The 26,327-nt window shown below is 68.1% G+C and carries 29 protein-coding genes, 1 tRNA gene and 1 pseudogene; 19 read left to right on the top strand and 12 right to left on the bottom strand.

All coding sequences use genetic code 11. The features are described from left to right. Window positions 1–16 precede the first annotated feature (16 nt). The 3 genes and pseudogenes from XAN126_RS0114685 (at window position 17) to bla (ending at window position 1,673) form a co-directional block, all read left to right on the top strand. Window positions 17–685 carry a hypothetical protein gene (locus tag XAN126_RS0114685; protein WP_024279344.1) on the top strand — a complete coding sequence of 223 codons (669 nt, stop codon included), beginning with the start codon at window positions 17–19 and terminating at the stop codon, window positions 683–685. Window positions 686–781: 96 nt separating this feature from the next. Continuing rightward, window positions 782–1,117 (top strand): annotated as a pseudogene (locus XAN126_RS29375) (serine hydrolase); the annotation flags it as partial. 64 nt (window positions 1,118–1,181) lie between these two features. Next, complete coding sequence (gene bla, locus XAN126_RS29370; RefSeq protein WP_348550909.1) at window positions 1,182–1,673, top strand: class A beta-lactamase; 492 nt, start codon at window positions 1,182–1,184, stop codon at window positions 1,671–1,673. A 46-nt stretch (window positions 1,674–1,719) separates the two neighbouring features. On the opposite strand, the gene XAN126_RS0114675 is transcribed toward bla, so the two are convergent. From XAN126_RS0114675 to XAN126_RS0114655, 4 genes are all read right to left on the bottom strand, one after another. Continuing rightward, on the bottom strand, window positions 1,720–1,962 hold the full coding sequence (locus XAN126_RS0114675) for a hypothetical protein (RefSeq protein ID WP_024279343.1): 243 nt from the start codon (window positions 1,960–1,962) through the stop codon (window positions 1,720–1,722). A gap of 304 nt (window positions 1,963–2,266) precedes the next feature. Further along, on the bottom strand, window positions 2,267–2,641 hold the full coding sequence (locus tag XAN126_RS0114665; protein ID WP_024279342.1) for a 2Fe-2S iron-sulfur cluster-binding protein: 375 nt from the start codon (window positions 2,639–2,641) through the stop codon (window positions 2,267–2,269). Then, window positions 2,641–4,329, bottom strand: a complete 1,689-nt coding sequence (locus XAN126_RS0114660; RefSeq protein WP_024279341.1) for an FAD-binding protein — start codon at window positions 4,327–4,329, stop codon at window positions 2,641–2,643. Before XAN126_RS0114660 ends, XAN126_RS0114665 begins: the two co-directional genes overlap by 1 nt. Before the next feature lie 449 nt (window positions 4,330–4,778). Further along, window positions 4,779–5,018 (bottom strand): hypothetical protein, encoded by a 240-nt coding sequence (locus XAN126_RS0114655; protein WP_024279340.1) that lies wholly within the window; start codon window positions 5,016–5,018, stop codon window positions 4,779–4,781. Window positions 5,019–5,338: 320 nt separating this feature from the next. Between XAN126_RS0114655 and XAN126_RS0114650 the strand changes: the two genes are divergently transcribed. Together XAN126_RS0114650 and XAN126_RS29365 are read left to right on the top strand one after the other, a co-directional pair. Next, window positions 5,339–6,058 carry an SOS response-associated peptidase family protein gene (locus XAN126_RS0114650; protein ID WP_029877210.1) on the top strand — a complete coding sequence of 240 codons (720 nt, stop codon included), beginning with the start codon at window positions 5,339–5,341 and terminating at the stop codon, window positions 6,056–6,058. An 86-nt stretch (window positions 6,059–6,144) separates the two neighbouring features. Continuing rightward, window positions 6,145–6,867 carry an ABC transporter substrate-binding protein gene (locus tag XAN126_RS29365; protein ID WP_081762643.1) on the top strand — a complete coding sequence of 241 codons (723 nt, stop codon included), beginning with the start codon at window positions 6,145–6,147 and terminating at the stop codon, window positions 6,865–6,867. Window positions 6,868–6,926: 59 nt separating this feature from the next. On the opposite strand, the gene XAN126_RS0114640 is transcribed toward XAN126_RS29365, so the two are convergent. Beyond that, window positions 6,927–7,643, bottom strand: coding sequence for a GntR family transcriptional regulator (locus tag XAN126_RS0114640; protein WP_024279338.1), 717 nt, complete (start codon window positions 7,641–7,643; stop codon window positions 6,927–6,929). A gap of 82 nt (window positions 7,644–7,725) precedes the next feature. On the opposite strand from XAN126_RS0114640, the gene XAN126_RS0114635 reads away from it, so the two are divergent. From XAN126_RS0114635 to XAN126_RS0114615, 5 genes are all read left to right on the top strand, one after another. Beyond that, window positions 7,726–8,727 carry a tripartite tricarboxylate transporter substrate binding protein gene (locus tag XAN126_RS0114635; RefSeq protein ID WP_024279337.1) on the top strand — a complete coding sequence of 334 codons (1,002 nt, stop codon included), beginning with the start codon at window positions 7,726–7,728 and terminating at the stop codon, window positions 8,725–8,727. 71 nt (window positions 8,728–8,798) lie between these two features. Beyond that, a complete protein-coding gene (locus tag XAN126_RS0114630) occupies window positions 8,799–9,941 on the top strand; it encodes a mandelate racemase/muconate lactonizing enzyme family protein (RefSeq protein ID WP_024279336.1) in 1,143 nt (380 codons plus the stop codon). A gap of 3 nt (window positions 9,942–9,944) precedes the next feature. Next, on the top strand, window positions 9,945–10,847 hold the full coding sequence (locus XAN126_RS0114625) for a fumarylacetoacetate hydrolase family protein (protein WP_024279335.1): 903 nt from the start codon (window positions 9,945–9,947) through the stop codon (window positions 10,845–10,847). Next, entirely contained in the window at window positions 10,837–11,805 is a 969-nt protein-coding gene (locus XAN126_RS0114620; protein WP_024279334.1) for a hydroxyacid dehydrogenase, read from the top strand. Before XAN126_RS0114625 ends, XAN126_RS0114620 begins: the two co-directional genes overlap by 11 nt. A 33-nt stretch (window positions 11,806–11,838) precedes the next feature. Continuing rightward, complete coding sequence (locus XAN126_RS0114615; RefSeq protein WP_024279333.1) at window positions 11,839–12,978, top strand: mandelate racemase/muconate lactonizing enzyme family protein; 1,140 nt, start codon at window positions 11,839–11,841, stop codon at window positions 12,976–12,978. On the opposite strand, the gene XAN126_RS27795 is transcribed toward XAN126_RS0114615, so the two are convergent. Continuing rightward, window positions 12,969–13,232, bottom strand: coding sequence for a TRAP transporter large permease subunit (locus tag XAN126_RS27795; protein WP_197024041.1), 264 nt, complete (start codon window positions 13,230–13,232; stop codon window positions 12,969–12,971). The genes XAN126_RS0114615 and XAN126_RS27795 overlap by 10 nt on opposite strands. Window positions 13,233–13,561: 329 nt before the next feature. Between XAN126_RS27795 and XAN126_RS0114600 the strand changes: the two genes are divergently transcribed. Genes XAN126_RS0114600 through XAN126_RS0114590 form a run of 3 tightly spaced genes read left to right on the top strand, consistent with a single transcriptional unit; the run spans window position 13,562 to window position 16,687 of the window. Then, window positions 13,562–14,773, top strand: coding sequence for an efflux RND transporter periplasmic adaptor subunit (locus XAN126_RS0114600; RefSeq protein WP_348550921.1), 1,212 nt, complete (start codon window positions 13,562–13,564; stop codon window positions 14,771–14,773). After that, window positions 14,770–15,996 carry an FtsX-like permease family protein gene (locus XAN126_RS0114595; RefSeq protein ID WP_024279331.1) on the top strand — a complete coding sequence of 409 codons (1,227 nt, stop codon included), beginning with the start codon at window positions 14,770–14,772 and terminating at the stop codon, window positions 15,994–15,996. Before XAN126_RS0114600 ends, XAN126_RS0114595 begins: the two co-directional genes overlap by 4 nt. Continuing rightward, entirely contained in the window at window positions 15,989–16,687 is a 699-nt protein-coding gene (locus tag XAN126_RS0114590) for an ABC transporter ATP-binding protein (RefSeq protein ID WP_024279330.1), read from the top strand. Before XAN126_RS0114595 ends, XAN126_RS0114590 begins: the two co-directional genes overlap by 8 nt. Before the next feature lie 20 nt (window positions 16,688–16,707). On the opposite strand, the gene XAN126_RS0114585 is transcribed toward XAN126_RS0114590, so the two are convergent. The 5 genes from XAN126_RS0114585 to XAN126_RS0114560 form a co-directional block, all read right to left on the bottom strand. Continuing rightward, window positions 16,708–16,893, bottom strand: a complete 186-nt coding sequence (locus XAN126_RS0114585) for a hypothetical protein (protein WP_024279329.1) — start codon at window positions 16,891–16,893, stop codon at window positions 16,708–16,710. A 474-nt stretch (window positions 16,894–17,367) separates the two neighbouring features. Next, window positions 17,368–17,444, bottom strand: a tRNA-His gene (locus XAN126_RS0114575). A gap of 204 nt (window positions 17,445–17,648) precedes the next feature. Beyond that, complete coding sequence (locus XAN126_RS0114570) at window positions 17,649–17,849, bottom strand: hypothetical protein (protein ID WP_024279328.1); 201 nt, start codon at window positions 17,847–17,849, stop codon at window positions 17,649–17,651. Between the two features lie 49 nt (window positions 17,850–17,898). Beyond that, window positions 17,899–18,858: a PDR/VanB family oxidoreductase gene (locus tag XAN126_RS0114565; RefSeq protein WP_024279327.1), complete on the bottom strand. Its 960-nt coding sequence runs from the start codon at window positions 18,856–18,858 to the stop codon at window positions 17,899–17,901. A 100-nt stretch (window positions 18,859–18,958) separates the two neighbouring features. Further along, complete coding sequence (locus XAN126_RS0114560; protein ID WP_029877206.1) at window positions 18,959–20,089, bottom strand: nitronate monooxygenase; 1,131 nt, start codon at window positions 20,087–20,089, stop codon at window positions 18,959–18,961. 88 nt (window positions 20,090–20,177) lie between these two features. Between XAN126_RS0114560 and XAN126_RS0114555 the strand changes: the two genes are divergently transcribed. From XAN126_RS0114555 to XAN126_RS0114535, 5 genes are all read left to right on the top strand, one after another. Continuing rightward, a complete protein-coding gene (locus XAN126_RS0114555) occupies window positions 20,178–21,002 on the top strand; it encodes a LysR family transcriptional regulator (RefSeq protein ID WP_051460607.1) in 825 nt (274 codons plus the stop codon). A 153-nt stretch (window positions 21,003–21,155) separates the two neighbouring features. After that, a complete protein-coding gene (gene egtB / locus XAN126_RS0114550) occupies window positions 21,156–22,466 on the top strand; it encodes an ergothioneine biosynthesis protein EgtB (protein WP_024279324.1) in 1,311 nt (436 codons plus the stop codon). Continuing rightward, the gene (gene egtD / locus XAN126_RS0114545; RefSeq protein WP_024279323.1) at window positions 22,466–23,437 is read left to right on the top strand and encodes an L-histidine N(alpha)-methyltransferase; all 972 of its coding nucleotides are present in this window, start codon (window positions 22,466–22,468) and stop codon (window positions 23,435–23,437) included. The genes egtB and egtD overlap by 1 nt, the downstream gene beginning before the upstream one ends. A 41-nt stretch (window positions 23,438–23,478) precedes the next feature. Beyond that, entirely contained in the window at window positions 23,479–23,721 is a 243-nt protein-coding gene (locus XAN126_RS0114540) for a hypothetical protein (protein ID WP_024279322.1), read from the top strand. 49 nt (window positions 23,722–23,770) lie between these two features. Further along, window positions 23,771–23,992 (top strand): hypothetical protein, encoded by a 222-nt coding sequence (locus tag XAN126_RS0114535; protein ID WP_029877203.1) that lies wholly within the window; start codon window positions 23,771–23,773, stop codon window positions 23,990–23,992. Between the two features lie 10 nt (window positions 23,993–24,002). On the opposite strand, the gene XAN126_RS0114530 is transcribed toward XAN126_RS0114535, so the two are convergent. After that, the gene (locus tag XAN126_RS0114530; protein WP_024279320.1) at window positions 24,003–24,290 is read right to left on the bottom strand and encodes a hypothetical protein; all 288 of its coding nucleotides are present in this window, start codon (window positions 24,288–24,290) and stop codon (window positions 24,003–24,005) included. Between the two features lie 145 nt (window positions 24,291–24,435). Between XAN126_RS0114530 and XAN126_RS0114525 the strand changes: the two genes are divergently transcribed. After that, window positions 24,436–26,214: a potassium/proton antiporter gene (locus XAN126_RS0114525; protein WP_024279319.1), complete on the top strand. Its 1,779-nt coding sequence runs from the start codon at window positions 24,436–24,438 to the stop codon at window positions 26,212–26,214. Window positions 26,215–26,327 lie beyond the last annotated feature (113 nt).

Genomic DNA, 26,327 nt, shown 5'->3' with positions numbered 1-26,327 from the left:
TAAGGGAGGATCCGTGATGTGGTTCATGGTGCTGCTCCCGCTGATCCTGCTTGCGGTCTGGTGGAGAGACGCACTGCGTATCGGCCGCGCCGGTCATGTGTGGTGCGGCGTCCTGCTCGTCCTCGGCAGCCTCGGCTTCTTTGGCCCCTTTCTTCTGGCCTCCACCGGCGACCTGCTGAACCATGTGGAGCTTCCGGCCTTCTTCGACACGAAAGCGATCGCGGGACCAGACTCGACCACGGTCACGGCGTCCATGCCCTTCGCGCGAATCCAGAGATACGACCGTGACGGCCGCTTCCTAAATGGCTGGTTCGCCAACAACGGCGGCGGGCAGTTTGCCCTCGGCCTGACCCGGGAGGGAGCAATCGCCCTCGCTTCGAGGCGCACCAGGGAAGTCGAATTCTTCAATCCGGATGGCTCCGTCGCAGCGCCGCAGCGCCCGTTTACGGGGGGTGGAGAGCCAATGCAGGGCCTGCTGTGGCCCGGGACACTCTCGTTGAAAGGGGTGGTGTTCGCCCAACCCGTCCAGGTGGCAGGACCACCCCCGCACCTACTGACGCTGCTGCTGTTTCCCTTTTGGCACCCTCTCCTCGCGTGGCTCCTCGCCGGGATGGGCATGTTCTGCGTGTGGCGTAGCCGCAGCCGCAACACGACTCCCGGCAACGCCCCGCCGCCACAGGCGTGACGCGCCGCAACCAGGACGCCATCCGGCCAGCATTGCCGCCGGCCCGATGTCGGTCCATCAAGCGCCGACCCTACGCGCATCCCGACAGGCGCCCCCATGACGACACGACGCTCATTCCTCTTCCGGCGTGCTCCAGCTGCCGCTCTTGCGATGCTAGCGTCGACGCGCCGTTCCCCCGCGTGGGCGGAGCCTGCCGGGCTGGCGGGCCTCGAACAGGCGTTTGCGGCCATCGAGGTGGAGAGCGGCGGGCGGCTGGGAGTCGCGGTGCTGACGGGCTCCGGTGCGTCCGCGGGCTATCGCGCGGAGGAGCGCTTTCCCCTTTGCAGCACCTTCAAGGCCCTCGCCGCCGCTGCCATCCTCGTTCGGGTCGATGCCGGCACGGAACAACTGGAGCGGCGCATCCCCGTGGCGCATGCGGATATCCTCTCCTACGCCCCGGTGGCGAAGCGGCATGTGGGCGGAGAGATGACTATCGCCGGCCTGTGCGCGGCGGGCGGTGACGGTCAGCGACAATACGGCGGCCAATCTGCTGCTGGAGGCTCTAGGCGGCCCGCTGGCGCTCACCGCGTTCGTCCGCACGCTGGGCGACGCGAGCACCCGGGTCGACCGGGTGGAGCCCGACCTCAACCAAGCGACGCCCGGCGACCCGCGCGACACCACCACCCCCGCCGCCATAGCGCGCGACATGCTGGGCCTTTCGACCGGCATCACCCTGAGCGCCGCATCGCGTGAGCGCCTGAACGGCTGGCTTATCGCCTGCGCCACCGGCACCGCGAAGCTCCGCGCCGGTCTGCCGGCGGACTGGCGCGCGGGCGACAAGACCGGCTCCGGCAGCCACGGCACCAGCAACGACGTCGCAGTGATCTGGCCGCCGGGACGCCCGCCGCTCGTCATCGCCTCCTACCTCACGCAGGCGCCCGGCGACGACGCCCGGCGCAACGGGATCCATGCTGCAGTCGCCCGCGCCGTCGCCACCCTGGACGGCTGACGCGCGGCCGGAGCGAACGTGAAACTGCTGCGGCCAGCATTAACCGTCACTGCCCTACAGCGTCCATCACGCACTTCGTGGTGAAGCTGGTCTGGGCGGCGCCGTGAAGCTTCTTGTCGGCCGCCTGGGTGCTGCACGCCGCGTCCGCGTCCTTCTGGCACTTGGTGAGGAAGCTGGTACGCGCCGCGCCGGCGAGCTTCTTCGCGTCAGCGTTGGCGACGCAGGTGTCCGCCGAAGCAGCGACGGCAGAAAGCGACAGCAGGGCGAGCGCGATCGCGAGCGTCTTCATGATTCCCTCCCACGGACGAAGCCGATGACAAGAGACTATCACCGGCGGTGAACACGTTCGACGGTGCCGGAGCGTCAGACCCCGAACCACCAGCGCCAAAGCCGAACGATGGGCTCGAGGAGAAGCAGTATCCACGCCCCAATGATGCAGAAGGCCAGGATCACGCTCCCGGCCCATCGCTTCCAGCGGGGCGCATCCGGCGACGTCCAAGGCTGGTCCTTCACCGCGCGCCTTTTCGCCAGTCCCACGGGGCGACGAACTCGGTAGCCCACACGCCTGCGCCTGGTTGACGCGGCGGTCGTGCTCAGGCGCCCACCACGACCTTGCCGACGCCCGCCTTAAGCGCATGCTCTAAGCGCTCGTCCGGGGGCGTGATCTCGGTAACTAGGTCGCGCAGGTGTGCTTTGTTGCCCAGCGGCTCCAGCACCATCTCGCGCGGCTCTAGGCGGGCCGTGCAGGCATAATCCACCTTGCCGTCGACGATGATCATGCACTCCTTGCAGGTGTTGGCGTTGATGCAGGAATGGCGGACAGACAGCGCGGAATCGAGATTGGTGCGCACGAAGCGCAGCCCGTCCAGCACGGACTGGCCGGGCGTGTAGGGCACCTCATAGGTCGAGGTGCGCCAATCCTCACCGGCATGGCCGCGGCGGACGATCAGGGTGGCGGTCTCACGCATCAGGCGACCTCGCAGAGGGTGCAGCCCTCGACCGGGGCGCGGTCAAGAACGATGTCTTCTCCCGCCAGCTTCATCGTGTGGTGCAGCACGAAGGCGGGATCCATGGCGGGGAAATCGTCACGCTGGTGGGCGCCGCGGCTCTCCTTGCGGACGAGCGCGGAGCGCGTCACCGCGTCGGCGACGACAAGCATGGAGCGCAAGTCGAACCAGTCGAGCCGCGCCATGTTGTATGGGCCGGGCGTGCCCGGCGGCAGCGCGCCAAGGCGCGCCTTGAGGCCCGCAATTCCGGTGAGCGCCGTGCGAAGGCCCTCCTCGGTGCGGAACGGGCCGACATTTACCGCCATGATCTGCTGCAGATCGGCGATGAGGGCGGCGTAGTTCTCGCCGTCATCCGACGTCACGGTGGCAACGAGGTCGAGCGCGCCGGCCGGCACCGGTGCGTCGGCATTGCCGGCAGCGCTCGCATGGAGCGCCGCGGTGCGGCCAGCGGTACGGCCGAATACGAAGGCTTCGGTGATGGCATTGCCGGAGAGGCGGTTGGCGCCATTGGCGCCGCCGTTCGCCTCGCCGCAGGAGAACAGGCCCGGCACACTCGTGCGCATCTGGGCATCCACCTTCACCCCGCCCATGTGGTAGTGGGCGATGGGGGCCACCTCGATGGGCATCTGGGTGAGGTCGATGCCGTTGGCGGCGAGCCGGTCGATGACCGGTCCGAACGAGGCCCTCAGCGTCTCCGCCGGGATGTGCTGGAAGGAGAGATAGGCGCCGCCCGCCGGGGTGCCGCGGCCGGCCTTCACCTCGGAGAGGATGGCGAAGGTGGCGCGGTCGCGCGTCACGTTATAAGTGCCGGCCTCCTCGTTGCCGTAGTCGTTCACGAACTCGCTCATCTCGGCGTTGAGCAGGCGGCCGCCGAGCTTGTAGCGGAAGGGGTCCCACATGATCGGGTCCATGCCTACAAGGCGCGGGGCAAGGTGGCCGATGGGGAAGAACTGCACGAACTCCATGTCTGTCAGCTCGGCACCGGCGCGCAGCGCGAGGGCGTATCCGTCGCCGCCCATGTTGGCCGATGCGCTGTTGCGCTGGTAAAGTCGCGTGAGGCCTCCGGTGGCGATCACGACCGCCTTGGCCTTCACCGCGACTGGCCGTCCGTCGGCCAGCGAGAAGCCTACCGCGCCGGTGGCGACGCCGTCGGTCACGAGGATGTCGGTGATGTAGAGGTCACCGATGCGGGTCACCTCCTTCTGGCGCAGCACGCGGCCGCGAAGGGTCTTGGCCACCGCCGGGCCGGTGGAGAGGAAGTCCACGTAGACGCAGCGAGGCCGGTCGTGACCCGGCGCCAGCGCCTGCCGGATGGAGCCGTCGTCGTTCCGCGCCCAGCCAACCTTCCACGCGTCGAGCTGGAGGATGTCGCGGGGGCCCTCCTCGCACACCAGTTGGGCGAGGGAGACGTCGCAGAGCTCGCGGCCGGCGGCGAGGGTGTCGGCAAGATGATGCTCCCAGGAATCCGGCGTCTGTGAGCCGAGCGCCACCGCCACGGTCATCTGCGCCATAATGGTCGCGCCGCTGCGCCCGATGAGGCTTCGGTCGGCGAGGATGACGCTGGCGCCATCTTTGCTGGCCTCCAGCGCTGCCATCATGCCCGCGGCGCCGGAGCCGATCACCAGAATGTCGGTTTCGAGATGGACCATATCCATTGCCACGGTCGTGCCTTTCATCGAGATCGGCCCTGCTCTCAAACTGCGGCCGCCGAGCGGACGTTGGGGCGGTCGTGTCCCGAGACGGCGGGCTGCATCTGCCGGAGCATAATGCCTCTTCACCGTGCACCGCCAATATTTCGGCAGGCACATCCTTTCAAGATGCGCCGGCTCCTCAATCGTCGTCCAGCACCACTGCAAGACGCAGATTGGGTAGCCGCGGACAGGAGGGCCGGCTGACGTCAAAGGAAGGCGTTGCAAGATAACGAGGAGATGAGGAGGCGATGCCGCGTCCAGCCAAAGGCACCCGCCTGTGGCTTCGCCCGGCGCGACGCGTCTGGCCGGGTCACGCACGCCGCCACGTGGATCATCCTCGACGGTGGATGACAGCGTGTCACTGGCCTCGGCCCTGATGCTCGGGAAAAAGCTGAACGCGCCCTCGCCTAGCCGCAGCGCACCAACTCCCCTTGCGAATGGCGCATGAAGGCTCGGGCCTCATCCTCATTGCCGAAGCACACGACGACGCGGTGCTCCCCGCGCAGCAACATGGTCTTCCTGCGCGGCGCGATGGATGGATAGAAGCGCAACTGGGAAATATCCCGTGCCAAGTCCGGATGGATGGCGACCTGAAAGGGATAGTCCCGCTCCAAGTGCATCCGGCTGAACTCGCCCTTGCGCCTCATGCTCCGTCTCCCAGCGCGTGGCCGCGCCGGCGGAAGCCGGACGACGCGTCCGCCTGGAGGCGAGACATCTCGTGCTCAAGGTAGGCTTGCCCGACGAGGAGCGCGGATGGTCGCCTGGGGATCCCCGTCGCAGGCCGCCAAAGCCTCCTCAATCTCGGCATCGCTGACGTCAAAAGGGTCTCGCTCGGCGGGCTGAGGCTCGCTCGACATGGTCATCTCCGGCGCTGATCTGCGCCTATGGATTCCATGAGAACAAAAAGAGAACAGCCACGAGATATAGGGGCTGGCGCTGGCCCGGCGCTGTGCCGTAGCCTCGGCCCATGTGCAACCTCTACAGCCACACCTCGAACGTCCAGGCGATCATCGATCTGGTGCGGGCGACGCGGAACCTCGCCGGCAATCTGCCGCCGCAGTCAGGCATCTTCCCGGACTATGAGGCCCCCATCGTGCGCACGGGCACGGATGGCGTGCGCGAGATTGCCATGGCGCGCTGGGGGATGCCCTCTTCCCAATTGGCGCTAATGGAAGCGGCGAAGAAGCGCGCCGCGAAGCTGGAGGCCAAGGGCCAGCCTGTCGATTTCAAGGAGCTGCTGCGCCTGGAGCCGGACAGCGGCACCACGAACATCCGCAACACGTCGAGCAAGCACTGGCAGCACTGGCTCGGCCCGGCGAACCGCTGCGTCGTGCCGTTCACGAGCTTCAGCGAGTTCAACAAGGCCGCTGGCGGAGATGTGTGGTTCGCCTTCTCGGAGGCGCGCCCGCTCGCTTTCTTCGCCGGGATCTGGACGCTGGGATGGACCTGCGTCCGCAAGATGAAGATGGGTGTCAAGACCGCGGACCTGTTTGGGTTCCTCACCACCGAGCCGAGCGAGCCCGTCGCCAGCATCCACCCGAAGGCGATGCCGGTGATCCTCACGGAACCGGAGGAAATCGAGTTGTGGATGGCGGCGCCGTGGGAGGACGCCAAAGCGCTGCAGCGTCCCCTTCCGGCGGACGCTCTCCAGATCGTCGCGAGAGGCGCGAAGAAGGATGGCGCCTAAGCCGCCTCCAGCCGCACCCATGGACCTCGCCAACATGAGGCAGAACGGTGTGCGACATGTGACCGCGTTCTGCATCGCCTGCCACCATGAGGCCGACGCGCTGGCGGACAGCTGGGGCGATGGGGAGACGGTGCCATGGCTCGCGCGGCACTTCCGGTGTTCAGCATGCGGGAGCCGCAAGGTTCAGGTGCGGCCGGCTTGGCACCGTAAGGAGATCACTCCCCCAGTGCCCCGATGAAGTGAGGCGGACCGCCCTCAGCATTTTGCGCTTTCTACATATTGCTCGGCCACCGCGCCGACCAAACCACCGCCCGCCCCCAAATCGCGAGTTCCGCCTGCAGCGCCAGGTCGCCACCGTGCTCTATGTCACCGACGTCCACTCGCTGGGGCTCAAGGTGCCGCAGGGGCTTCAGTTCACGGAATCGTTCGACTGGGATTTGAACCAGGGCACCCGAGCATGGACCAAGCGCTTCGCGCCGCGCAACGACGGGCGCTACCCGAGCGTGCTCCATGCCGGGGCCTGTGCCCCCACCCTGCATTACCTCAACGCCGTAGCGGCCGTGGGTGGAGCCTCCGACGGCGTGGCGGTGGTGGACAAGATGAAGGAGGTGCCCTCCGACGAACCACTGTTCGGCAAGGGCCAGGTGCGCGCCGATGGCCGGCACATCCACAACATGTACCTGTTCCAGGTGAAGACGCCGGACCAGTCCAAGGGGCCGTGGGACTATTACAACCTCGTCGAGACCTTCCCCGCCAAGGACGCCTTCCGTCCCATCGCCGAGAGCAACTGCCTGATGGTGAAGAGCTGAGCCGGGACGCGCGCCGGAGCCTCGGCGCGGCCCTCTGACATCGCACGCAGGCCTGTCTGTCAGGCCGGAACGCGCCGCCGGATGCGGCCGGTCGGATCGGCGAGGCTGAGGAGATAGCGCCCGGCCTCCTCGATGTCGGCCACGATCTCCGCCTCGGCCGCGGGGCCGTCCCGGCGGCGCAGCGCATCGAGGGCGGCCTGGTGATGGTCGGTGCCTTTCAGCAGCACCACATATTCGGGCACCACGAAGGACAGGATCGGCCCGCAGCGCAGCCACAGATTCTCGATCATCTCGTCGAGGATGGGAATGCCGGCCAGAGCATAGATGCCGAAATGGAAGCGGCGGTGGACGTCGAGATAGGCGTCGAGGGCGCGCCTCGCGATCATGCCCCGCATGTCCGCGAGCAGGGCGTCCAGCGCGTCGATGTCGGCCGGCGTCGCCTTCGCGGCCGCCTCGCGGGTGGCGCGGCCTTCCAGCTCGCAGCGGACCATCGTGATGTCGACCAGTGCGCTCCTGCGCAGGTCTGGCACCAGCGCGGAATTCCGCGGCCCCTGCTCCAGCACCCCCTGCGCGACGAGCCGAGCGATGGCATCGCGCACGGGGGTGATGGACGTGCCGAACGTCTCCGCCAGCTGGCGCAGGACCAGCGCGCTGCCCGGCTCGAACCGCCCGGCGAGCAGCGCCTCGCGCAGCTGCGCATGGGCGCGGTCCCACAGGGGCTCGCGGGAGAGCCGGGAGAGGTTGCGGTCGGCGACGGTCGCGTTGGTGTCCATCATCCAAGGGGAGCACCGGAAAAGCGCGTTGACAAGCAGCTTATATGTCGTTTGTTATAACAAACAACAAAAGGGAGACGCGCCAATGAAGCACAGCCTTGCCCTCGCCCGGGGATTTGCCCCGGCCCTGGCCCTCGGAGCGACGCTGGGGACGGTCCTCCTCGCGTCGGTCGGGAGCGCCAATGCCCAGGACAAGTTCCCGAGCCGCGAGGTGCGCCTCATCGTTCCGTGGAACGCCGGCGGTTCCAACGACATCGCGGCGCGCGTGCTGGCGCCGATCCTCGCCGAGAACGGCGTGCGCATCATCGTGGACAATGTGCCCGGCGGCACCGGCACCATCGGCATGGGCCGCGTCGCCGGCTCCAATCCCGATGGCTACACCATCGGCATGGGCACCTCGTCCACCCTGTCCATGATCGCCCAGAACAAGACGCCCCTGCGCAACGACCAGTTCACCGGCATCGCCCGCGTGTCGAGCGATCCGCTGATGCTGCTGGTGAAGACCGACGGCGCGAAGGATGTGGATGCCTTCGTGGCGCAGATGAAGGCCAATCCCGGCAAGATCACCATCGGCACGCCGGGCAGCTACAACATCAACCACATCTTCGCGACCATGACCGCCAAGGCGGCGGGCGTGGACTATGTGAACGTGCCCTATCCCGGCGGCGCCAAGGTCATCACCGACCTGGCCGGCGGCCAGATCGACGCGGCGGTGCTGAAGCCGTCCGAGAGCATCGCGCAGATCAAGGCAGGGCAGGTGAAGCCCATCGCCATCTTCGACAATCAGCGCCTCTCCGTCTTCCCCGACGTGCCGACCATGAAGGAGAAGGGCTACGACGTCTTCCCCTACGGTCCGGTGGTGCAGATGGCCTACATCGTCGCGCCCGCCAAGATCCCGCCGGAGGTGCGCAAGACGCTGGTCGAGGCCTTCCGCAAGTCCATCCAGGACCCGCGCTTCAAGACCTTCGCGGCCGAGAACGGCGTGCTGGTGGACGACCTCACCGGCGACGCGCTCGATGCCGAGGTGAACGCGGTCCAGAAGTCGCTGAACGCGGTCGCCACTCAGGTGTTCAAGGGCGCGGAATAGCGCACCGACACGCGCTGGCGTCTCATCGCCCGCGCCCTCTTCCTTCCCGATCCCAGCAGAAAGGGCGCGACGTGAGCGTCATCAAGAGTGTCCGGGCCCATGTCATGGCGGCGCCGGTGGAAAAGCCGTTCACCTCCTCGCGGGGCTGGCTCTACAAGACCCGCGGTACCTGCCTGGTGGAGATCGAAACGGCGGACGGCATCGTCGGCTGGGGCGAGTGCTACGGCCCCTCCGCCGTCGCCAAGGCCTTCATCGAGACTCAGTTCGGCCCGCGCATCCTCGGCCGCGACCCGTTCGACGTGGAGGTGATCTGGGAAGACCTCTACAACCGCATCAAGGACTACGGGAACAAGGGCATGTCCATCGCCGCCATCAGCGGCATCGACATCGCCTTGTGGGACATCATCGGCAAGAGCTGCGGCAAGCCGGTGCACAAGCTGCTCGGCGGCGCCTTCCGCACCGAGGTGGATTGCTACGCCACCGGACTCTATTTCATCGATTTCGACAATCTGGTGGGCGAGGCGGTGGAGGAAGCCACCGGCTATGTCGATGAGGGCTTCAAGGCCATCAAGATGAAGATCGGCCTTGGCAACATCACCAAGGACTACGAGCGGGTGAAGGCGGTGCGAGACGCCATCGGCCCCGACATCCGCCTCATGGTGGATGCCAACCACGCCTTCTCCGTGCCCGTCGCCATCCGCCTCGGCCGCAAGCTGGAAGAGCTGGACGTGGAGTGGTTTGAGGAGCCCATCTCGCCGGAGGATATCGACGGCTATGTGGAGGTCTCCCGGGCCCTCGACATGGCGGTGGCCGGTGGCGAGAACGAGTTCACCCGCTGGGGCTTCCGCGATGCCATCGTGCGCAAGGCCATGGACATCGTGCAGCCGGACGTGTGCGCCGCCGGCGGCCTCTCCGAGTGCAAGAAGATCGCGACCCTCGCCTCCACCCACGGCGTCGAGTGCGTGCCCCACGCCTGGGGGTCGGCGGTGGGCATCGCCGCGACGCTGCACTTCCTCGGCTCCCTCGCCGACCAGCCGCCGAGCCTGTTCCCGTTCGAGCCGCTGCTGGAGTTCGAGCAGTGCGAGAACCCCTTCCGCGACCATCTCGCTAAGGAGCCCATCGTGCAGGAGCGCGGCCGGGTGAAGATCCCCACCGGCCCGGGCCTCGGGATCGAGATCGATCGCTCGGTCATCGACCGCTACCGGGTGGGCTGAGCCATGCGTTTCGTGAGCTTCCGCCACGCCGGCGAAGACCGCGCGGGCGTGCTTGAGGGCGATGGCGCGGGTGTCGATGACGTGGTGTTCGACCTCGCCCATCCGGCCATGGCCGATGCTCTCCGCGGTGTCGCCGCCCATGTCCATGCGTTGATCCTCGCGGGCCTGCCCGAGATTGTCGCGCGCATCGCCGCCCATGGCCTCGCCGATGCGGCGCGCCTGCCGCTGAAAGAGGTGGACCTGCTGGCGCCTTATGTGCCGCCGCGCATCTACGCGCTCGCTTTCAATTATCGCGATGCTCTGGCCGAGCGGGGCATGGCGGCGCCGGCCGAACCGGTGCTGTTCATGAAGCAGGCCTCGACCGTGGTCGGGCCGGGCGCGCCCATCCTGCTGCCGCCGGACATTGGCGGCTGCACCTATGAGGTGGAGATCGCCGCCGTCATCGGCCGGCGGGCGGAGAAGGTGGCGCGGGAGGATGCGCTCTCCCATGTCGCCGCCTACGCCGTCTTCAACGACATCAGCGCCAGCGAATTGATCAAGCGCGACGGCGGGTTCACCCGCGGCAAGAATTTGCCGACCTTCGGCCCCCTCGGCCCCTTCCTCGCCAGCGCCGACGAGATCGCCGATCCCCACGCCCTTTCGCTCTCGCTGGAGGTGGACGGCGCGCGGCTGCAGGAGGGCGTCTCCTCCGATCTCGTGTTCGACATCGCCGATCTCGTCTCCCGCCTGTCGCAGGCGCACACGCTGGAGCCGGGGGACGTGATCGCCACCGGCACGCCGGCCGGCGTTGCCGGCATGCGCAAGCCGCCCGCCTGGCTCCGGCCCGGCTCGGTGGTGCGCGCCCGCGTCGAGGGGCTCGGCACTCTGGTCAATCCCATCGTGGAAGGTGCGCCCTATGGCGAATGAGCGGCCCATCGTCTTCGCCACCAATGCGCTCCACCCGGACGGCGCCGCGCTGCTGGAGGGGCATGCCGAGATCGTCGTCGGCCCCGATACGTCCGACGACACATTGCGCCGCCTCACCCGCGCCGCCGATGCGGTGATCGTGCGCGCCAAGCTCCCGGACGATGCCTTCGACGGCGCGGACCGCCTCAAGGGCGTGGTGCGGCACGGAGTGGGGCTCGACTTCATCCCCGTCGCGGCGGCCACCGCGCGGGGCATCCCCGTGGCCAACCTGCCGGGCAGCAACACCCAGACCGTGGCGGAATATGTGTTCTCCGCGCTCTTCCACCTGCGCCGGCCGCTGGCGCAGATCGACGGGCGGCTGCGGGCGGATGGCTGGAACCCGGCGCGTGCGCTGGGAGACGGCACCAGCGAGATTGCGGGCTCGACCCTCGGCATCATCGGGCTCGGCGCCATCGGTCAGCGCGTGGCAGCCATCGCGCGGGCCGGGTTCGGCATGCGCGTCGTCGGCACGTCCCGCTCCGGCGGGGCGGTGGAGGGCGTCGAGGTCGTCGATCTCGAAACCCTGTTCGTCCAGAGCGATGCGGTGGTCATCGCCTGCCCGCTGACGCCCCAGACGAAGGGTCTGGTGGACGGGCGGCTCCTGGCGCGCATGAAGCCCTCTGCCGTGCTTATCAATCCGGCGCGCGGCCCCATCGTCGATACGGATGCGCTCCTCACCGCCCTCAAGGCGGGATGGATCGCGGGCGCGGTGACCGATGTCTACGACACCCACCCGGTGCCGCCCGACAGCGCGCTTTTCGACCTGCCGAACCTGCTGATGACGCCACACCTCGCCGGCATCACCGCCACCTCCATGCGGGCCATGAGCATCGGCGCCGCCAAGGAGGTGCTGCGCATCCTCAAGGGCGGGGAGCCGAAGAACCTCGTCAATCCCGACTATCGCGCCGCGCGCGCCTGATCCGCGCCGCCAGATTAGAACCGAGAGAGCCCCATGCGCATCGCCTCCATCCGTGCCGTCCCCGTCTCCTTCCGCGTGCCTGAGGGCAAGAACGTCACGCTGGGCATCGGCCGGGCGGTGAAGCGGGATGCCGTTCTGGTGCGGGTGGAGACGGACGAAGGCCTCGTCGGCTGGGGCGAGGCCCATCACGGCCGCTGCCCCGGCGCGGTGGCAAAGCTCATCGACACCACCTTGTCCGAGCTGGTGCTCGGCATGGATGCCCTGGACGTGGTGGGCGTGTGGCAGAAGGTCTACCGCATGCAGCTTGCGAGCCACGGCATGGGCGCCGCGGCCGCCTTGGCCCTGAGCGGGCTCGACATCGCCTTGTGGGACATCCGCGGCAAGGCGATGAATGCCCCCGTCCATCGGCTCCTCGGTGGCGCGCCGAGGAAGATCAAGGCCTATGCCGGCGGCATCTCGCTGGGCTGGCAGGATCCGGCGGCGCTGGCGGAGGAGGCCCAATCTTACGTGGCGCAGGGCTATCGCGCCCTGAAGCTGCGGGTGGGCGACACGCCGCGCCGCGACATCGCGCGGGTGGAGGCGGTGCGCGCCGCGGTGGGTGAGGACATCGACATCCTCGTGGACGGCAACACCGGCTGCTCGCTGGACGACGTGCGCCGGGTGATGCCGGCCTATCAGGCGGCGAAGGTGGGCTGGTTCGAGGAGCCGTTCCCGCCGCACGATTATCGCAGCTATCTGGATGCCACGAAGCTCGGCACCGTGCCGCTGGCGGCGGGGGAGAACCACTATACCCGCTTCGAGTTCTCCCGCCTGATCTCGGACGGCGCCGTCGCCTTCGTGCAGCCGGATCTCTCCAAGGCCGGCGGCATCACAGAGTGTCACCGCATCGCGGTGCTGGCCTCCGCCTGGAAGATGTCGGTGAACCCGCACACCTCCGCTACCGGCATCAACATGGTGGCGACGCTGCACCTGATGTGCGCGGTGGACAATCCCGGCTATTTCGAGGGCGATGTCGCCCACCACAACCCGTTCCGCGACGAGGTCTGCGGCCTGCCGTACCAGCTTGCGCCGGATGGCGCCGTCACCTGCCGCGAGGGGCCGGGCCTCGGCATCGAGGTGGACGAGGCTTTCCTCGCCGCCCATCCGCTCATCGAAGGCCCGTGCTACGTGTGATAGCCGGTGGAGATCCACGGCGCAGAGGCGGCGATGATGAGGCTGATGAGCAGCGCGATCATGTAGCCCACGATGGGCTTCATGCCCGCATCCGGGCTGATGCGGCTGATGGCGCAGGCGGCGCAGTAGCCGACACCGAATGGCGGCGCGAACAGGCCCATGCCCATGGCCCACGGCGAAAACGGGCATGTCCCGCGCGCCGATGCCCCCGCCGCGCCTGTGGCTGCGCTCTCCGCGATGGCCATATTGGCCATGTTCCGGCTCAGGCTCGGGATGCTTCCCACCCTCGCGGCTTGTGGTGTGGCGGGGATGGTGCTCGCAGCGCTGGGCTAGGTGAGCCGGCCTTCTGACCCGACGGCGCCATGATAGCATACTGATGGGATCGACCACTCGCGGCTTTGGACTTCACGGAGCACGAGTCATGAGGCGTCAGGCACGTTCCCCGACCGGACGCGACCGGTCACGTGGCCCGTTCATGATCGAGCGCAATGCGGCGGGGGCCGGACGCGGGTAGGGAATTGCGGTGGATCAGACGCACCTGGCCGATCATCGCCTTGTCCCAAAGCGCCCGGCGCGAAGCCGGATTGCGCAAGTGGTATGGCGTCGCAAATGGCAGATCGGCGGCGCCCTGCTGCTCGCCGCCGCCCTCGCCTGGGCGCTCACGCGCTGGCTGCTGGGGCCGGAGGTCGTCGCCTATCCCGTCACCCGCGGCGAGCTGGTGAAGACCGTGGTGGCGAGCGGGCACGTGGAGACTGCGTTCCGCGTCGAGATCGGCAGCCAGATCACAGGGATGGTCCGGGAGGTTCTGGTGGACCAAGGGCAGACCGTCATCCAGGGCCAGCCCCTCGTCGCCCTCGAAACCAACGAGCTGAAGGCCCTCGAAGTGCAGGCCGAGGGCGCGAAAGCGCAGGCGGAGGCCCGCGTCCGCCAGATGAAGGAGCTGACCCGCCCCGCCGCCGAGGAGTCGCTGAAGCAGGCCAAGGCCAACCTTGCCAATGCCGAGGCCGCATATGATCGCGCCCAGCAGCTCGCCAAGACCGGCGCCGGCACGCGCGTCACGCTCGACGACGCCACGAAGAATATCGATGTGGCCCGCACGCAGGTGCGCACCGCCGAGCTTCAGGTCTACACCTCCAGCCCGGGCGGCAGCGACTATGTGATGGCCGAGACCCAGCTGAACCAGGCCAGCGCCAACCTCGAAATGGTGCAGGCGCGCCTCGGCTACGCCACCATCACTGCCCCGCGCGCCGGCGTCCTCATCTCCCGTAACGTGGAGCGCGGCGCCGTCGTCCAGGCGGGGAAGGCGCTGCTGGTGCTGGCCCCGGCCGGCGACATGCAGCTGGTTCTGCAGATCGACGAGAAGAATCTCGGCCTGCTGAAGCTCGGCCAGACCGCGCTGGCCTCGGCCGATGCCTATCCCGACCAGCGCTTCGCAGCCACGGTGACCTACATCAACCCCTCCGTGGACATCACCCGCGCCTCGGTGGAGGTGAAGCTGACGGTGGTCGATCCTCCGGCCTACCTGCGGCAGGACATGACCGTTTCCGTGGACATCGCGGTGGACCGCCGGGCTGCGGCGGTGATCGTTCCGGCACGCACGGTGCATGACGCGACCTCCGCCGCGCCCTGGGTGCTGGTGGTGCGCGACGGCCGCGCGCGGGTGCAGAAGGTGCGCATCGGCCTGCGGGCAGGCGAGTATGCGGAGATACTGGAGGGCGTCGACCCCGGGGAAATGGTGCTGCCGCTCTCGTCCGGCGTGCGGGCCGGCCAGCGCATCCGGCCGGTGCAGGCGTGAAACGCTGGCTACCCTTCGCCTGGATCGCGGCGCTGCGCTTCCTCGCCGAGGGGCGGATGCAGACCACCTTCATCCTGAGCGGCATCGCCATCGGCGTGGGGGTGATCGTCTTCATGTCGGCCATGCTGGCCGGGCTCCAGGCCAATTTCATCAAGCGGGTGCTCACCTCCCAGCCGCAGATCCAGCTGCTGCCGCCCGACGAGGTGGCCCGGCCGCTGCGGCGGGGGGAGGGCGTGTTCGAGGCGGCGGTGGTGCAGCGCCCCGCGCAGCGTGTCCTCTCCATCGACCAGTGGCAGGCCATCCGTGATGCCATGCGGGCGCGGACGGATGTGGTTGTGGCGGCCCCCACCGCCTCGGGCGCCATGCTGGCGGTGCGGGGCGACGCCAGCCGCTCCATCACCCTCACCGGGATGGAGCCGGAGCAGTATTTCAAGATCGTGCGGGTGCCGGACTATATCGTCGCCGGCGAGCTGCGGCTGGGCACCGACGACATCCTCATCGGCACCGAGCTGGCCAAGGACCTCGGCGCCACGGTGGGCGACAAGCTCAACGTCACCTCCGCCGAGGCGCGCAGCCGCATCCTCACCATCACCGGCATATTCGACCTCGGCAACAAGGGCGCCAACCAGCGCAACACCTTCGTGGCGCTGCGCACCGCCCAGAGCCTGCTCAACCTCATCGGTGGCGTGACCACCATCGACCTGACGGTGAGGGACATCTACGCCGCCGAGACCATCGCCCAGGAGATCGAGGCGAGCCTGCCGGTGCAGGCGGAGAGCTGGATCGCAACCAATGCCCAGTTCTTCACGGCGGTGCGGGCGCAGCAGAATTCCAACACGCTGATCCGCCTGTTCGTGGCACTCTCGGTGGCCTTCGGCATCGCCGCGGTGCTGATCGTCTCGGTGATCCAGCGCTCCAAGGACATCGGCATCCTGCGGGCCATGGGCACCGCGCGGCGGCAGATTTTGCAGATCTTCCTCATCCAGGGCGGGGTGCTCGGCTTCCTCGGCTCCCTCGTCGGCTCGGTGCTCGGCGCCGGTGCACTGATGCTGTGGCACCATCTGGCCCGGCAGGTGGACGGCACCGAGCTGTTTCCGCTGGTGCTGGAGCCCGGCCTTTTCGTCGCCGCGGCGGCGATCGCCACCCTCACCGGCGTCGCGGCGGGCGTCGCCCCGGCGGTGCGGGCGGCAAGCCTTGATCCGGTGGAGGCGATCCGTGGCTGACGTGCTCGTCCTCGACCAGATCCGCAAGTCCTACAATGTCGGCACGTCGGTGGAGGTGGAGGTGCTGCACGGCATCGACCTCGCCATCCGCGCCGGCGAATTCGTCGCCCTGATGGGGCCGTCCGGCTCCGGCAAGAGCACGCTGCTCAACATCATCGGGCTGCTGGACCGGCCCACGTCCGGGCGGCTCCTCATCAACGGCGAGGACACCACCGACCTGCCGGACGCGGCCCTGACCAAGCTCAGGGGCCACACCATCGGCTTCGTGTTCCAGTATCATTATCTGATCTCGGCCTTCACCGCGGCCGAGAACGTGATGATGCCCATGCTGGTGGACCGCGGCCATCCCGACCGCCAGATGGAAGAGCGCGCCGCCGAGTTGCTGGACCGGGTCGGCCTCGGCAAATGGCGCAACAACCGGGCCACCAACATGTCCGGCGGGCAGCAGCAGCGCGTCGCCGTCGCCCGCGCTCTGGCCATGGACCCCACCCTCGTTCTCGCGGACGAGCCCACGGGCAATCTCGATACGGCCTCGGCCAATGCGGTGTTCGAGCTGATGCGGCAGATCAACCGCGAGCGGGCGACCACCTTCCTGATCGTCACCCACAATATGGACCTCGCCCGGCAGTGCGACCGCATCGTCGAGGTGGTGGACGGTCGGATCACTGCGGCGCGGCAGCCGGCTGGCTGATCAGGGTGTGATGTCCCGCCCTAGAAGAAGGCCGGATAGCCGAGGATCGGCAGCAGCCGGGAAATGATCGCCCCCAGGCAGACCAGAACAACAAGGATCTTGAGAAGCTGCGCGAGCCGGCCGTCCGTGCAGAATTTGTCGATGACCCAGAACAGAATCGCGCCGACAACGACGATAATCAAAATCCCGATCACCAGACCGATCATGACGACCTCCCGTCGTGCATGCGAGCAAGATACCAAGTTACCACACGCAACTGAAATGACATCCTCTCACTTCGTTCAATCATAAACTTAATTTCTTGAGCGGTGCTGGTGTCGGGGCCACCGAAGCTGCGCCCTCCCGAAGGGGCCGCTCAAGGGTGGGGCCGCTCCAAGCTGCTCAGGGTCGCCGCCACGTCCTGGTCGAGGTTCACCTTCAGCACGCTCTCGGTCTCTGTCTCCGGCAGCATGAGATGGATGTCGGTGAGGGCCACCGCGCAGATCCTCAACCGGGTGTGGGAGGCGCGTAGGGGAGGGGGAATCATTGCGTCGAGTTCAAGGTGGAGCCGGAAGGGCTGCGCATCCGCAGAGGGCGCAGGCAATTGCTGGCGTGGCGACTCGGTGGCGACTCGATGCTTCCGGTACCGAACTAGACTCGGGCAAATAGGACTATTTATTTATGTTTCTGAATGGCTTAAATGGTACAGGTGGGTGGGCTCGAACCACCGACCTCCGGTTCCACAGACCGGCGCTCTAACCAACTGAGCTACACCTGCACGGCTCCGGCGCACCGGGGCGCCGAAGAGAGGGCGGAACCTACGCGGGGTGCTCCGCAATTTCAAGGGGGCGCAAGCCGCTGGCCACAGCGGCATTGTGGACGGGGAAAGCCGCTGGCAACAGCGGCATTGTGCGCGGGGTGAAACCGAGCTCCGGTGCGGGCTTGCGCCGGGTTTGCCGCGGCACAGGCCCGCTGCTGGTCGTCAATTGGCGCGGGACGGGGCGTCCTCGTCCTGCACCAGCTCCTCCACCTTGGTCATGATGGAGACCCAGGTGCGATGCGCCTCCACCTTGCCGCCCATCTCGAAGCTCTCGGCCATGCGGTGGGCGAAGGCGACGCCCTCCGGGCCATATTGCTCGGCGATGATGAAGGCGGTGCGCCAGACATCTTCCTCGGTCACCATGGGTCTTGTCCTTCCGTCGCCCGGGGGCAGCAAGCGCGAAGCGGAATTGTCACAAATCCAACACCAGCAGGTCGCCTTTGGCACGCGAGACGCAGGCCAGGAACCAGCCCTGTTCCTTCTCCTCGGGCTTGAGGCGCTTGTCGCGGTGGTCCACCTCGCCCTCCAGCACCTTCACCTTGCAGGTGCCGCACGCGCCCTGCTCGCAGGAGGTGGGGATCTTCACGCCGGCCTCTTCCATGGCGGTGGAGACGGAGCGGTCGCCGGGGATCTTGATGACCTTGCCGGTGGAGGCGATCTTCACATCGAACACCTTGTCCAGCAGCGGAGGCGGGGCCTTGCCGGTGAAGCGTTCCACATGGATGCGGTTGACGCCGAAGCCCTTCTGCTGGGCGCTGGCGATGATGGGGTCGAGCCACCAGTCCACGCCGCACAGAAAGAGGTGCGTGTCGTCGGGCCGGTCCGCCAGCAGGTTCGCGGGGTTGAGGCGCGGCTCGAGGGCCTCGAAATAGAAGCTCGTATTGGCGGCGAAGGCGGACGCCTCGATGGTGGGCTTGAACGCGCCCGGCGAGCCGCCCGCGAAGAGGTAGTGGAACTCGAAGGGGATGTTCTTCGCCTTGAGATGATCGGCGATGGAGAGGATGGGCGTCGCGCCGATGCCGCGGGCGAAGAGCAGCGCGCGCTTGGTGTCGCGCGGCACGGCGAAGCGGTTGCGCGGGGTGCCGACGGCGAGGCGGTCGCCCTCGTTCACCTGCTGGAACAGGGCCTTGGAGCCGCCGCGGCTGTTGGCGTCCTTCCACACGCCGATCACGTAGCGATGGCGCTCGCTCTCGCTGTTGATGAGCGAATACTGCCGCACGAGGCCGCCGGGGATGCTCACATCCACATGGGAGCCGGCCGTGAAGGCGGGCAACTCGCCGCCTTCGGCGGGGATCAGCTCGAAGGAGGCCATGTTTTCGGCCTCGATCGTCTTCTTGGCCACGATCACCGGGCTCAGGGCATCGTCCGACATCGCATCCTCCAAACCATCCGCACAGGAACGCTGAGAGAGGCGGTGCAAACGGGAGGCCAGTTTCGCTGCGGTGCGGGAGATGGTGTCCGTATGCGGCGGCTCAGGCGAGCCGCGCCAGTGCCTCCGCGGCGAGCTTGCGGGTGAGGTCCGCTGCCGGCAGGCGCGGACTCAGGGCGGCGGACTGGCCGCACCAGAGGTTGGTGAAATCGTCCCGGCCCTCGGCTTCGGCCTTCGCGCGCAGCGGGGCGAGGGCGCCGCCGGAGGTGGGGAAGGCCGACGCCTCCGGCGCGATGGGGCCGATCTCACGCATGACGCGGTTCATGATGCCGCGCGCCGGGCGGCCGGTGAAGATGTTGGTGAGCGCGGTGCTCTCGTCCGTCGCGGCTTCAAGCGCGGCGCGGTGGACGGCGGGCACCTTCGCTTCCGGCGAGAACAGGAAGGCGGTGCCGATCTGCACCGCGGACGCCCCCAGCGCCAGCGCCGCCACGATGCCCCGCGCATCGGCGATGCCGCCGGCGGCGATCACCGGCACCTTCACCGCATCCGCCACCTGCGGCACGAGGGAGAAGGTGCCCACCTGCCGCGCCACGTCCTGCCAGCTGATGGGCGTTTGCGAATAGTCTCCGCCGAGGAAGAGCGCGCGATGGCCGCCGGCCTCGAAGCCCATGGCGATGATGGCGTCGCAGCCGTGGTCCTCCAGCCAGCGGGCTTCGGCCACCGTGGTGGCGGAGGAGATGATCTTCGCCCCCGTCGCCTTCACCCGGGCCACGAGGTCCGGCGCCGGCAGGCCGAAATGGAAGCTCACCACCTCTGGGCGCACCTCCTCCACCACGGTGCAGAAGGTATCGTCGAACGGGGCACGGGAGGGGGAGGGCGTGCTCGCGGCGGGGTCCAGCCCGGCCTCGACATAATAGTCGGCCAGCCGCGCTCGCCAGCGCAGCGCCCGCGCCGGGGCATCCTGCGGCGGGGTGTGGCAGAAGAAGTTGAGGTTGAGCGGCTTGCCCGGCAGCCCCGCGCGGATCTTCGCCACCGCCGCCTTCAGATCGTCCGTCCCGTACATGGCGCAGGGTAAAGAGGCGAGGCCGCCGGCCGAGCCCACGGCGATGGCGAGTTCCGGCGAGCCGGGACCGGCCAGTGGGCCGAGCAGGATGGGATGGGCGATGCCGAACAGATCGAGGATGCGCCGGTCCGGCCAGCGGGCGGCGGCTTCGTCATCGAGGGTGTCTGTCATGGCGTCGGTCTCCCGCGAGGTGGCCGCCATTATCGCGCTTCCACCAATCATTGAAATTGAAACATTCTGATATTATCGTTCACTTCTGATGATGGATTTGCGCGATTTCCGCTTCCTCGAAGCGGTGGCCGAGACCGGCAGCGTCACCCGCGCCGCCGGGCGCCTCGGTTGCGTGCAGTCCAACGTCACCACCCGCCTGCGCAAGCTGGAGGACCGGCTCGGTCAGAAGCTGGTGGAGCGCATCGACGGGCGCATGGTGCCCACCGCCGCCGGCGTGCTCGCGCTGGACTATGGCGCCCGCATCGTCCGCCTGTCGGAGGAGGCCGAGAAGCGGCTGCGCTCGGCGGCCGAGGCCTTCCCGCCGCTGCGGCTTGGCACCATGGAAACCACCGCCGCCGTCCGCCTGCCGCCGCTGCTGAAGGCGGTGCGGGCGAAGCTGCCGGACCTGCGCCTGTCCATCACCACCGGCACCAGCGGCGAGCTGGTTGGGGCTCTCGGGCGGGGCGACATCGATCTCGCCTTCGTGGCGGAGGAGGCGGCGGAAGCGCGCTTCGCCAGCGTGCCGCTGTTCGAGGAAGAGCTGGTGGAGGTGCTGCCGGTGGGCGGCGTTTCGGAGGCGGCAGCCGTCGTGTTCCGGGCGGGCTGCTGCTACCGCGCGCGCTTCGCCGAAACGTTCGGCGACCTGCCTGTGCTGGAGCTTGGGACGCTGGACGGCATCATGGGCTGCGTCGCCGCCGGGCTGGGACGCACGCTTCTGCCGGCAGCGGCGGTGGAGCGCTGGCGCCGGGCGGGGGAGGTGGAGACGCGCTCCCTTCCCGCCGGGCTGGGCCTTGTGCGCACGCTGGCGCTCTTCCGTCCCGCGAGCCCGTCCCGCCGCTCCATCGATGCCCTTATCGGTCTCGCCGTCGCGTGAGCAGGGGCGCCTTTTTCCATCGCCTCGCAAGATCGTGCGCAGGGCGGGTGTAACGGCGAAGGTCCGCCGCACGAACACGGCCGTAGAAACCACACGCGCGCTCCGGCGTTAAAGTGGGAGGCGGTTCAGGTCGAACCGGTCGAGCGAGGAACAATGAACAAGCCCTGGAACCCGCTCGCGATGCCGCAGCCTTCCTCATCCGCCGCCACCGGGGACACCGGGCGCGGCGCCGCCATCGCTCGTTTCTTAAAGGTGCGGGGACAGACCGAAGCGCTGGCGCGGGATCTCCATCCCGAGGACCAGACGGTGCAATCCATGCCGGATTGCAGCCCCACCAAATGGCACCTCGCCCATGTCTCGTGGTTCTTCGAGACCTTCCTGCTGGTGCCTCACCTGCCGGGCTACAAGGTCGCCAACGCGGACTTCGCCTTCCTCTTCAATTCCTATTACGAGGCCGCCGGCCCCCGCCACGCCCGCTTCGCGCGCGGGCTCATCACCCGCCCGACCGTGGCCGAGGTGGCCGACTATCGCCGGCATGTCACCCACGCCATGACCGATCTTCTGGCTGGCGCGGGCGAGGAGACCTACGCCCGCCTTGCACCGCTGGTGGAGATCGGCATCAACCACGAGCAGCAGCATCAGGAACTGATCCTGATGGACATCCTGCACCTGTTCGCCGCCAATCCCCTGCGCCCCGCCTATCGGCCCGGCAGCCCGGCGATGACGGCCGAGGCCCGGCCGCTCGCCTTCATCGATTATCCCGGCGGCATCTTCGAGATCGGGCACGCGGGGGAGGGCTTCTCCTACGATAACGAGGGCCCGCGCCACGAGGTGCTGCTGCGCCCGTTCCGCCTCGCCTCCCGCGCCGTGACCAACGGCGAGTGGCTCGCCTTCATGGAGGACGGCGGCTATCGCCGGCCGGACCTGTGGCTGGCGGATGGCTGGGCGCGGGTGAAGGCGGGGGAATATGAGGCGCCGCTCTATTGGGAAAGCCACGACGGGGACTGGCAGGCCTTCACGCTCAATGGCCTTAACCCGCTCGATCCCGCCGCGCCGGTGGTGCATGTGAGCTATTACGAGGCCGACGCCTTTGCCCGCTGGGCCGGCAAGCGGCTGCCCACGGAAGCCGAGTGGGAAGTCGCCGCGCGGGGCCTCCCCGTCGCCGGCAACTTCCTCGACAGCGGCGCGCTGCGCCCCCTTCCGGCAGCCACCGACGATCTGCCCGCGCAGATGTTCGGCGATGTCTGGGAATGGACCCAGAGCCCCTATGTGGCCTATCCGGGCTACCGCCCCGCACCGGGCGCGCTCGGTGAATACAACGGCAAGTTCATGTCGTCGCAGATGGTGCTGCGTGGCGGCTGCTGCGCCACGCCCGAAGGCCATGCCCGGGCCACCTACCGCAATTTCTTCTATCCCCACCAGCGCTGGGCCTTTGCCAGCCTGCGCCTTGCCGAGGATGCCTGATGCGCGCTTCGACCCTTGTTCGCGCCGAACTGAGCCCGCAGACCCCCGAGCGCGCCGTCTTCCGCGCCGACGTGATCGAGGGGCTGTCCGCCAGCCCCAAGCAGCTTGCGCCGAAGTATTTCTATGACGAGGCCGGCTCGCGCCTGTTCGATCTCATCTGCCGCTTGCCGGAATACTATCCCACCCGCACCGAACTCGGTGTGCTCAAGGCCCATGCGGGCGACATCGCCGCCATCGCCGGGCCGGGCGCCAGCCTCGTCGAGTTCGGGTCGGGATCGAGCGTTAAGGTGCGCCTGCTGCTCGATGCGCTGGAGCGGCCCGCCGCCTATGTGCCCCTCGACATTTCCGGCCCGCACATGCGCGCCGCCGTCGCCGCGCTGGCGCGGGACTATCCGACCGTCGCCATGACGCCGGTGGAGGGTGATTTCACCCGGCCTCTGGAACTGCCTCACCTCGGTGAGGGCGGTCGGCGCATCGGCTTCTTCCCCGGCTCGACCATCGGCAATTTCACGCCGGCGGAGGCCGAGGCATTCCTGACCCATGCGCGGCAGTCGCTGGGCGCTGGCGCGGCGCTGGTGCTTGGCTTCGATTTGCCGAAGGAACGCGCGGTGCTGGAAGCCGCCTATGACGACCATCAGGGCGTCACCGCCGCCTTCAACCTCAATCTGCTGACGCGCATCAATCGCGAGCTGGGTGCCGATTTCGACCTCGCCGCCTTCCACCATCGCGCTTTGTTCAATGAAGCGGAGAGTCGCATCGAGATGCATCTGGAGAGCCGTGCGGCGCAGACCGTCCTGCTCGATGGCGCGCGCTTCACCTTCGCCCCCGGCGAGACCATCCACACGGAGAATTCCTACAAGTATGCGGCTCCGCGGCTGATGGGCATGGCGCAGGCCGCCGGCTGGCGGCAGGGGGCGCTCTGGACCGATCCGCGCAGCTGGTTCGCCGTTGCTGTGCTTGAAGCGGTCTGAGCCGGGAAACAAACGGCCTCCGGCCCCGTTAATCCTCCACCATGGCACGCTTCTGGGAAACCCAACTCCTCCGCCCCATCTGGCTCCACGACGGGTCGTGGATGGCGACGCTCGGCGATTGCGGCCGCGTGCTGCTCCAGCGCTTCTCAGAGGGCGAGCAAGGCCCGGAGCTGGACAGCGCCCTCAAGGCACTGATCGGCGCGGCCGAGGCGGGACGGCCGGAGGATGTGGCCTTCGCCGAGCAGCAGGTGCGACGTTTCTTCGAGGTCCGCGCGCTGCTGTGAGGACGTTCGCAAATGCGGCCATCATGTGACCGTGATCGGCGGTTATCCTATGCTGATGATCTGCGCCGAATGCGACCGCTGCCACCGCCGCTCCATCCTCTCCTCACGGTCCGAGGATGGGCGGCTTGAGGACACCAGCGAAATCCGGGGAAACACCTTGCGCTGCGACTTATGCGGCAGCCGGCGCGTGCGCCTTGTGCGCGTGGCCTCGCCGTTCGAGGCGGTGGCCTTCATCAACGGGCGACTCGCCGCGGATCGATCCGGCGGCTGATCGAAGCGATTTAAGAGAGCGTCATGCTCGATTGCGCGCTGCCCATGCCGTAGCCACGGCTGGACGTGCCGAAGGCGTGCAGGGAGCCGCTGGAATAGAGGGCGCCGTTCTGGATGCTCCGGCCGTCGGCATCGAGGGCATAGACCCCCACCCAGGTGCAATGGTCGCCTTCATCATCCGCGATGGAGAAGGCAAGGTCGCGATCGAAACAGATCGTTTCGCTCTGGAGGAGGAGGTTCCCCTCCTCGTTTACCATCGCCATGACCAGATAGGCGTTGGGGGTGCCGCTGGATGTCATTCTCGTCCCTTTCCGCCCCCGGATCGGTCCGTCCGTAGTACAGAATTGGTAATTCGGAACCGCGACACTAGGAACCTTACGCCTTAGACGATCGTCGCGCTACTGTGGCGTTCTGGATTCGAGGGGGTGGGGCTTTTCGAAGCACATGGGATCGGTTGTCGTCTCTAATATTGTCCTCCTCGTGGTTGCGGCGCTGGTTGTTGTTGGAACGCTTTCCAGCCTGCTCGCCGCCCGTTTCGGCGCGCCCATCCTGCTGGTGTTCCTCGCCGTGGGCGTCGCGGCCGGCGAGGGCGGGCCGGGCGGCATCCATTTCGACGACTACTGGGCCACCTACATGGTGGGGTCCGCCGCGCTGGCGGTGATCCTGTTTGACGGCGGCCTCCGGATGCGGGTCGCGTCCATGCGCGGTGCCATCCTGCCCGCCGTGGGCCTTTCGACGGTGGGCGTCGCCTTCACCGCCGCTTTGGTGGCGCTGGTGGCCGCGCCGCTTCTCGGCCTCGGCTGGATGGAAGCCCTGCTGGTGGGCGCCATCGTCGCCTCCACCGACGCCGCGGCGGTGCTGTTCCTCGTGCGGGCGCAGGGGCTGCATCTCGGCCGGCGGGTGGGCTCGGTGATCGAGATCGAGTCGGCCACCAACGATCCTGCCGCGGTGTTCCTCACGGTTCTGCTGGTGGAGCTCCTCACCAGCCACCTGGCCGACCCCGGCCTCATGGTGGTGTTCGGTGCGCTGCGCGAGATGGTGGTTGGCGCGGTGCTGGGCGTCGCCGGCGGCTATGCGCTGGTGGCGCTTCTCAATCGCGTGGACCTGCCGGGCGGCCTCCATCCGGTGATGGTGGTGGGCGTGGCGGTGCTGCTGTTCGCGGTCACCTCGCTGCTGCACGGCTCGGGCTTCCTCGCGGTCTATCTCGCCGGGCTGGTGGTGGGAAACCGGCCGGTGCGCGCCATCGCCTCCATCACATCGTTTCTCGATACCATCACCTGGCTCTGCCAGATCGTGATGTTCGTGATGCTGGGCATGCTGGTATCCCCCAACAAGATCATGCAGTACGCGCTGCCGGCGCTGGGGGTGGCGGCGTTCCTCATTCTCGTCGGGCGGCCGGCAGCGGTGTTCGCCTGCCTCGCGCCGTTCCATTTCTCGCTGAAGGAGAAGCTGTTCGTATCCTGGGCGGGCCTGCGCGGCGCGGTCTCCATCTTCCTCGCGACCATCCCCATGCTGGCGCACCTGCCCATGGCCGAGGTCTATTTCAACGTCGCCTTCGCGGTGGTGGTCGTCTCGCTGATCCTGCACGGATGGACCATGGGCTACGCGGCGCGGCGGCTCGACGTGGCGCTGTCCGATCCCGATCCCGGCGTGCGGCGCTTCGAGATCGACCTGCCGGGGCAGACGGAAATGGAGCTGGTGGCCTATCCCGTCATGGCCGGCACGCCGGCGGTGGGGCAGGCGCAGCTGCCCTCCTGGGCGCGCCTCGTCATGGTGGTGCGGGCCAACGAGACGCTGACGCCGGAGGCGGCCGGCACGCTCAAGGCCGGCGATTACGGCTACCTGCTCGCGCCGCCCAAGCGCGTCCACCAGCTCGACCGCATGTTCCGCCCCGAGGAGACCACCCCGCTGGACGACAGCGCCGCCTTCCCCTTCGTCGGCGAGGTGCGGCTCGGCGATCTCGCCAGCTTCTACGGCCTCGCCGTGCCGGACAGCGAACTCGGCCTCACCATCGCCGACGCCTTCGCCGACCGCTCCGACGACCAGCCGGCACCGGGCATGCGCATCGCCTACGGGCATGCGGTGATCGAGGTGCGCGGCGTGACGGACGGGCGGGTGAGCTATGCCGTGCTGCGGCTGGAGGCGGGCCGGCTCAAGCGCTCCATCGCCCGTGTCCGACGCCTGCTCGGCTTTCCCCCGGAGCAGGACGAGGACGACGAATAGGTGGATGACGGACCGGTGGGCGAAGTCGCGCCACCAAAGTCGCGCCACCGTCATGTTCATGCCGCGAGCGCGGGCGAAACAGGGCCGCCGTTGAAGTCGTCGGTACACGGAGA

Origin of the sequence: Xanthobacter sp. 126, from assembly GCF_000526175.1 — a bacterium.
Classification (GTDB): domain Bacteria; phylum Pseudomonadota; class Alphaproteobacteria; order Rhizobiales; family Xanthobacteraceae; genus Xanthobacter; species Xanthobacter aminoxidans.
This window is presented reverse-complemented; position numbering and strand designations above follow the sequence as displayed.

Excerpts from the sequence above, each read along its gene's own strand:
- XAN126_RS0114570 (WP_024279328.1), bottom strand. The coding sequence starts at position 17,849 with ATGGTGACCGAGGAAGATGTCTGGCGCACCGCCTTCATCATCGCCGAG.
- XAN126_RS0114635 (WP_024279337.1), top strand. The coding sequence starts at position 7,726 with ATGAAGCACAGCCTTGCCCTCGCCCGGGGATTTGCCCCGGCCCTGGCC.
- XAN126_RS0114660 (WP_024279341.1), bottom strand. The coding sequence starts at position 4,329 with ATGGTCCATCTCGAAACCGACATTCTGGTGATCGGCTCCGGCGCCGCG.
- XAN126_RS0114620 (WP_024279334.1), top strand. The coding sequence starts at position 10,837 with ATGGCGAATGAGCGGCCCATCGTCTTCGCCACCAATGCGCTCCACCCG.
- XAN126_RS0114530 (WP_024279320.1), bottom strand. The coding sequence starts at position 24,290 with ATGACATCCAGCGGCACCCCCAACGCCTATCTGGTCATGGCGATGGTA.
- XAN126_RS0114640 (WP_024279338.1), bottom strand. The coding sequence starts at position 7,643 with ATGATGGACACCAACGCGACCGTCGCCGACCGCAACCTCTCCCGGCTC.
- XAN126_RS0114650 (WP_029877210.1), top strand. The coding sequence starts at position 5,339 with ATGTGCAACCTCTACAGCCACACCTCGAACGTCCAGGCGATCATCGAT.
- XAN126_RS0114540 (WP_024279322.1), top strand. The coding sequence starts at position 23,479 with ATGGCACGCTTCTGGGAAACCCAACTCCTCCGCCCCATCTGGCTCCAC.
- XAN126_RS0114615 (WP_024279333.1), top strand. The coding sequence starts at position 11,839 with ATGCGCATCGCCTCCATCCGTGCCGTCCCCGTCTCCTTCCGCGTGCCT.
- XAN126_RS0114665 (WP_024279342.1), bottom strand. The coding sequence starts at position 2,641 with ATGCGTGAGACCGCCACCCTGATCGTCCGCCGCGGCCATGCCGGTGAG.
- XAN126_RS0114685 (WP_024279344.1), top strand. The coding sequence starts at position 17 with ATGTGGTTCATGGTGCTGCTCCCGCTGATCCTGCTTGCGGTCTGGTGG.
- XAN126_RS0114625 (WP_024279335.1), top strand. The coding sequence starts at position 9,945 with ATGCGTTTCGTGAGCTTCCGCCACGCCGGCGAAGACCGCGCGGGCGTG.
- XAN126_RS0114565 (WP_024279327.1), bottom strand. The coding sequence starts at position 18,858 with ATGTCGGACGATGCCCTGAGCCCGGTGATCGTGGCCAAGAAGACGATC.
- XAN126_RS0114675 (WP_024279343.1), bottom strand. The coding sequence starts at position 1,962 with ATGAAGACGCTCGCGATCGCGCTCGCCCTGCTGTCGCTTTCTGCCGTC.
- egtB (WP_024279324.1), top strand. The coding sequence starts at position 21,156 with ATGAACAAGCCCTGGAACCCGCTCGCGATGCCGCAGCCTTCCTCATCC.
- XAN126_RS0114525 (WP_024279319.1), top strand. The coding sequence starts at position 24,436 with ATGGGATCGGTTGTCGTCTCTAATATTGTCCTCCTCGTGGTTGCGGCG.
- XAN126_RS0114655 (WP_024279340.1), bottom strand. The coding sequence starts at position 5,018 with ATGAGGCGCAAGGGCGAGTTCAGCCGGATGCACTTGGAGCGGGACTAT.
- XAN126_RS0114585 (WP_024279329.1), bottom strand. The coding sequence starts at position 16,893 with ATGATCGGTCTGGTGATCGGGATTTTGATTATCGTCGTTGTCGGCGCG.
- XAN126_RS0114555 (WP_051460607.1), top strand. The coding sequence starts at position 20,178 with ATGATGGATTTGCGCGATTTCCGCTTCCTCGAAGCGGTGGCCGAGACC.
- XAN126_RS29365 (WP_081762643.1), top strand. The coding sequence starts at position 6,145 with ATGAGGCCGACGCGCTGGCGGACAGCTGGGGCGATGGGGAGACGGTGC.
- XAN126_RS0114560 (WP_029877206.1), bottom strand. The coding sequence starts at position 20,089 with ATGACAGACACCCTCGATGACGAAGCCGCCGCCCGCTGGCCGGACCGG.
- XAN126_RS27795 (WP_197024041.1), bottom strand. The coding sequence starts at position 13,232 with ATGGCCAATATGGCCATCGCGGAGAGCGCAGCCACAGGCGCGGCGGGG.
- egtD (WP_024279323.1), top strand. The coding sequence starts at position 22,466 with ATGCGCGCTTCGACCCTTGTTCGCGCCGAACTGAGCCCGCAGACCCCC.
- XAN126_RS0114535 (WP_029877203.1), top strand. The coding sequence starts at position 23,771 with ATGCTGATGATCTGCGCCGAATGCGACCGCTGCCACCGCCGCTCCATC.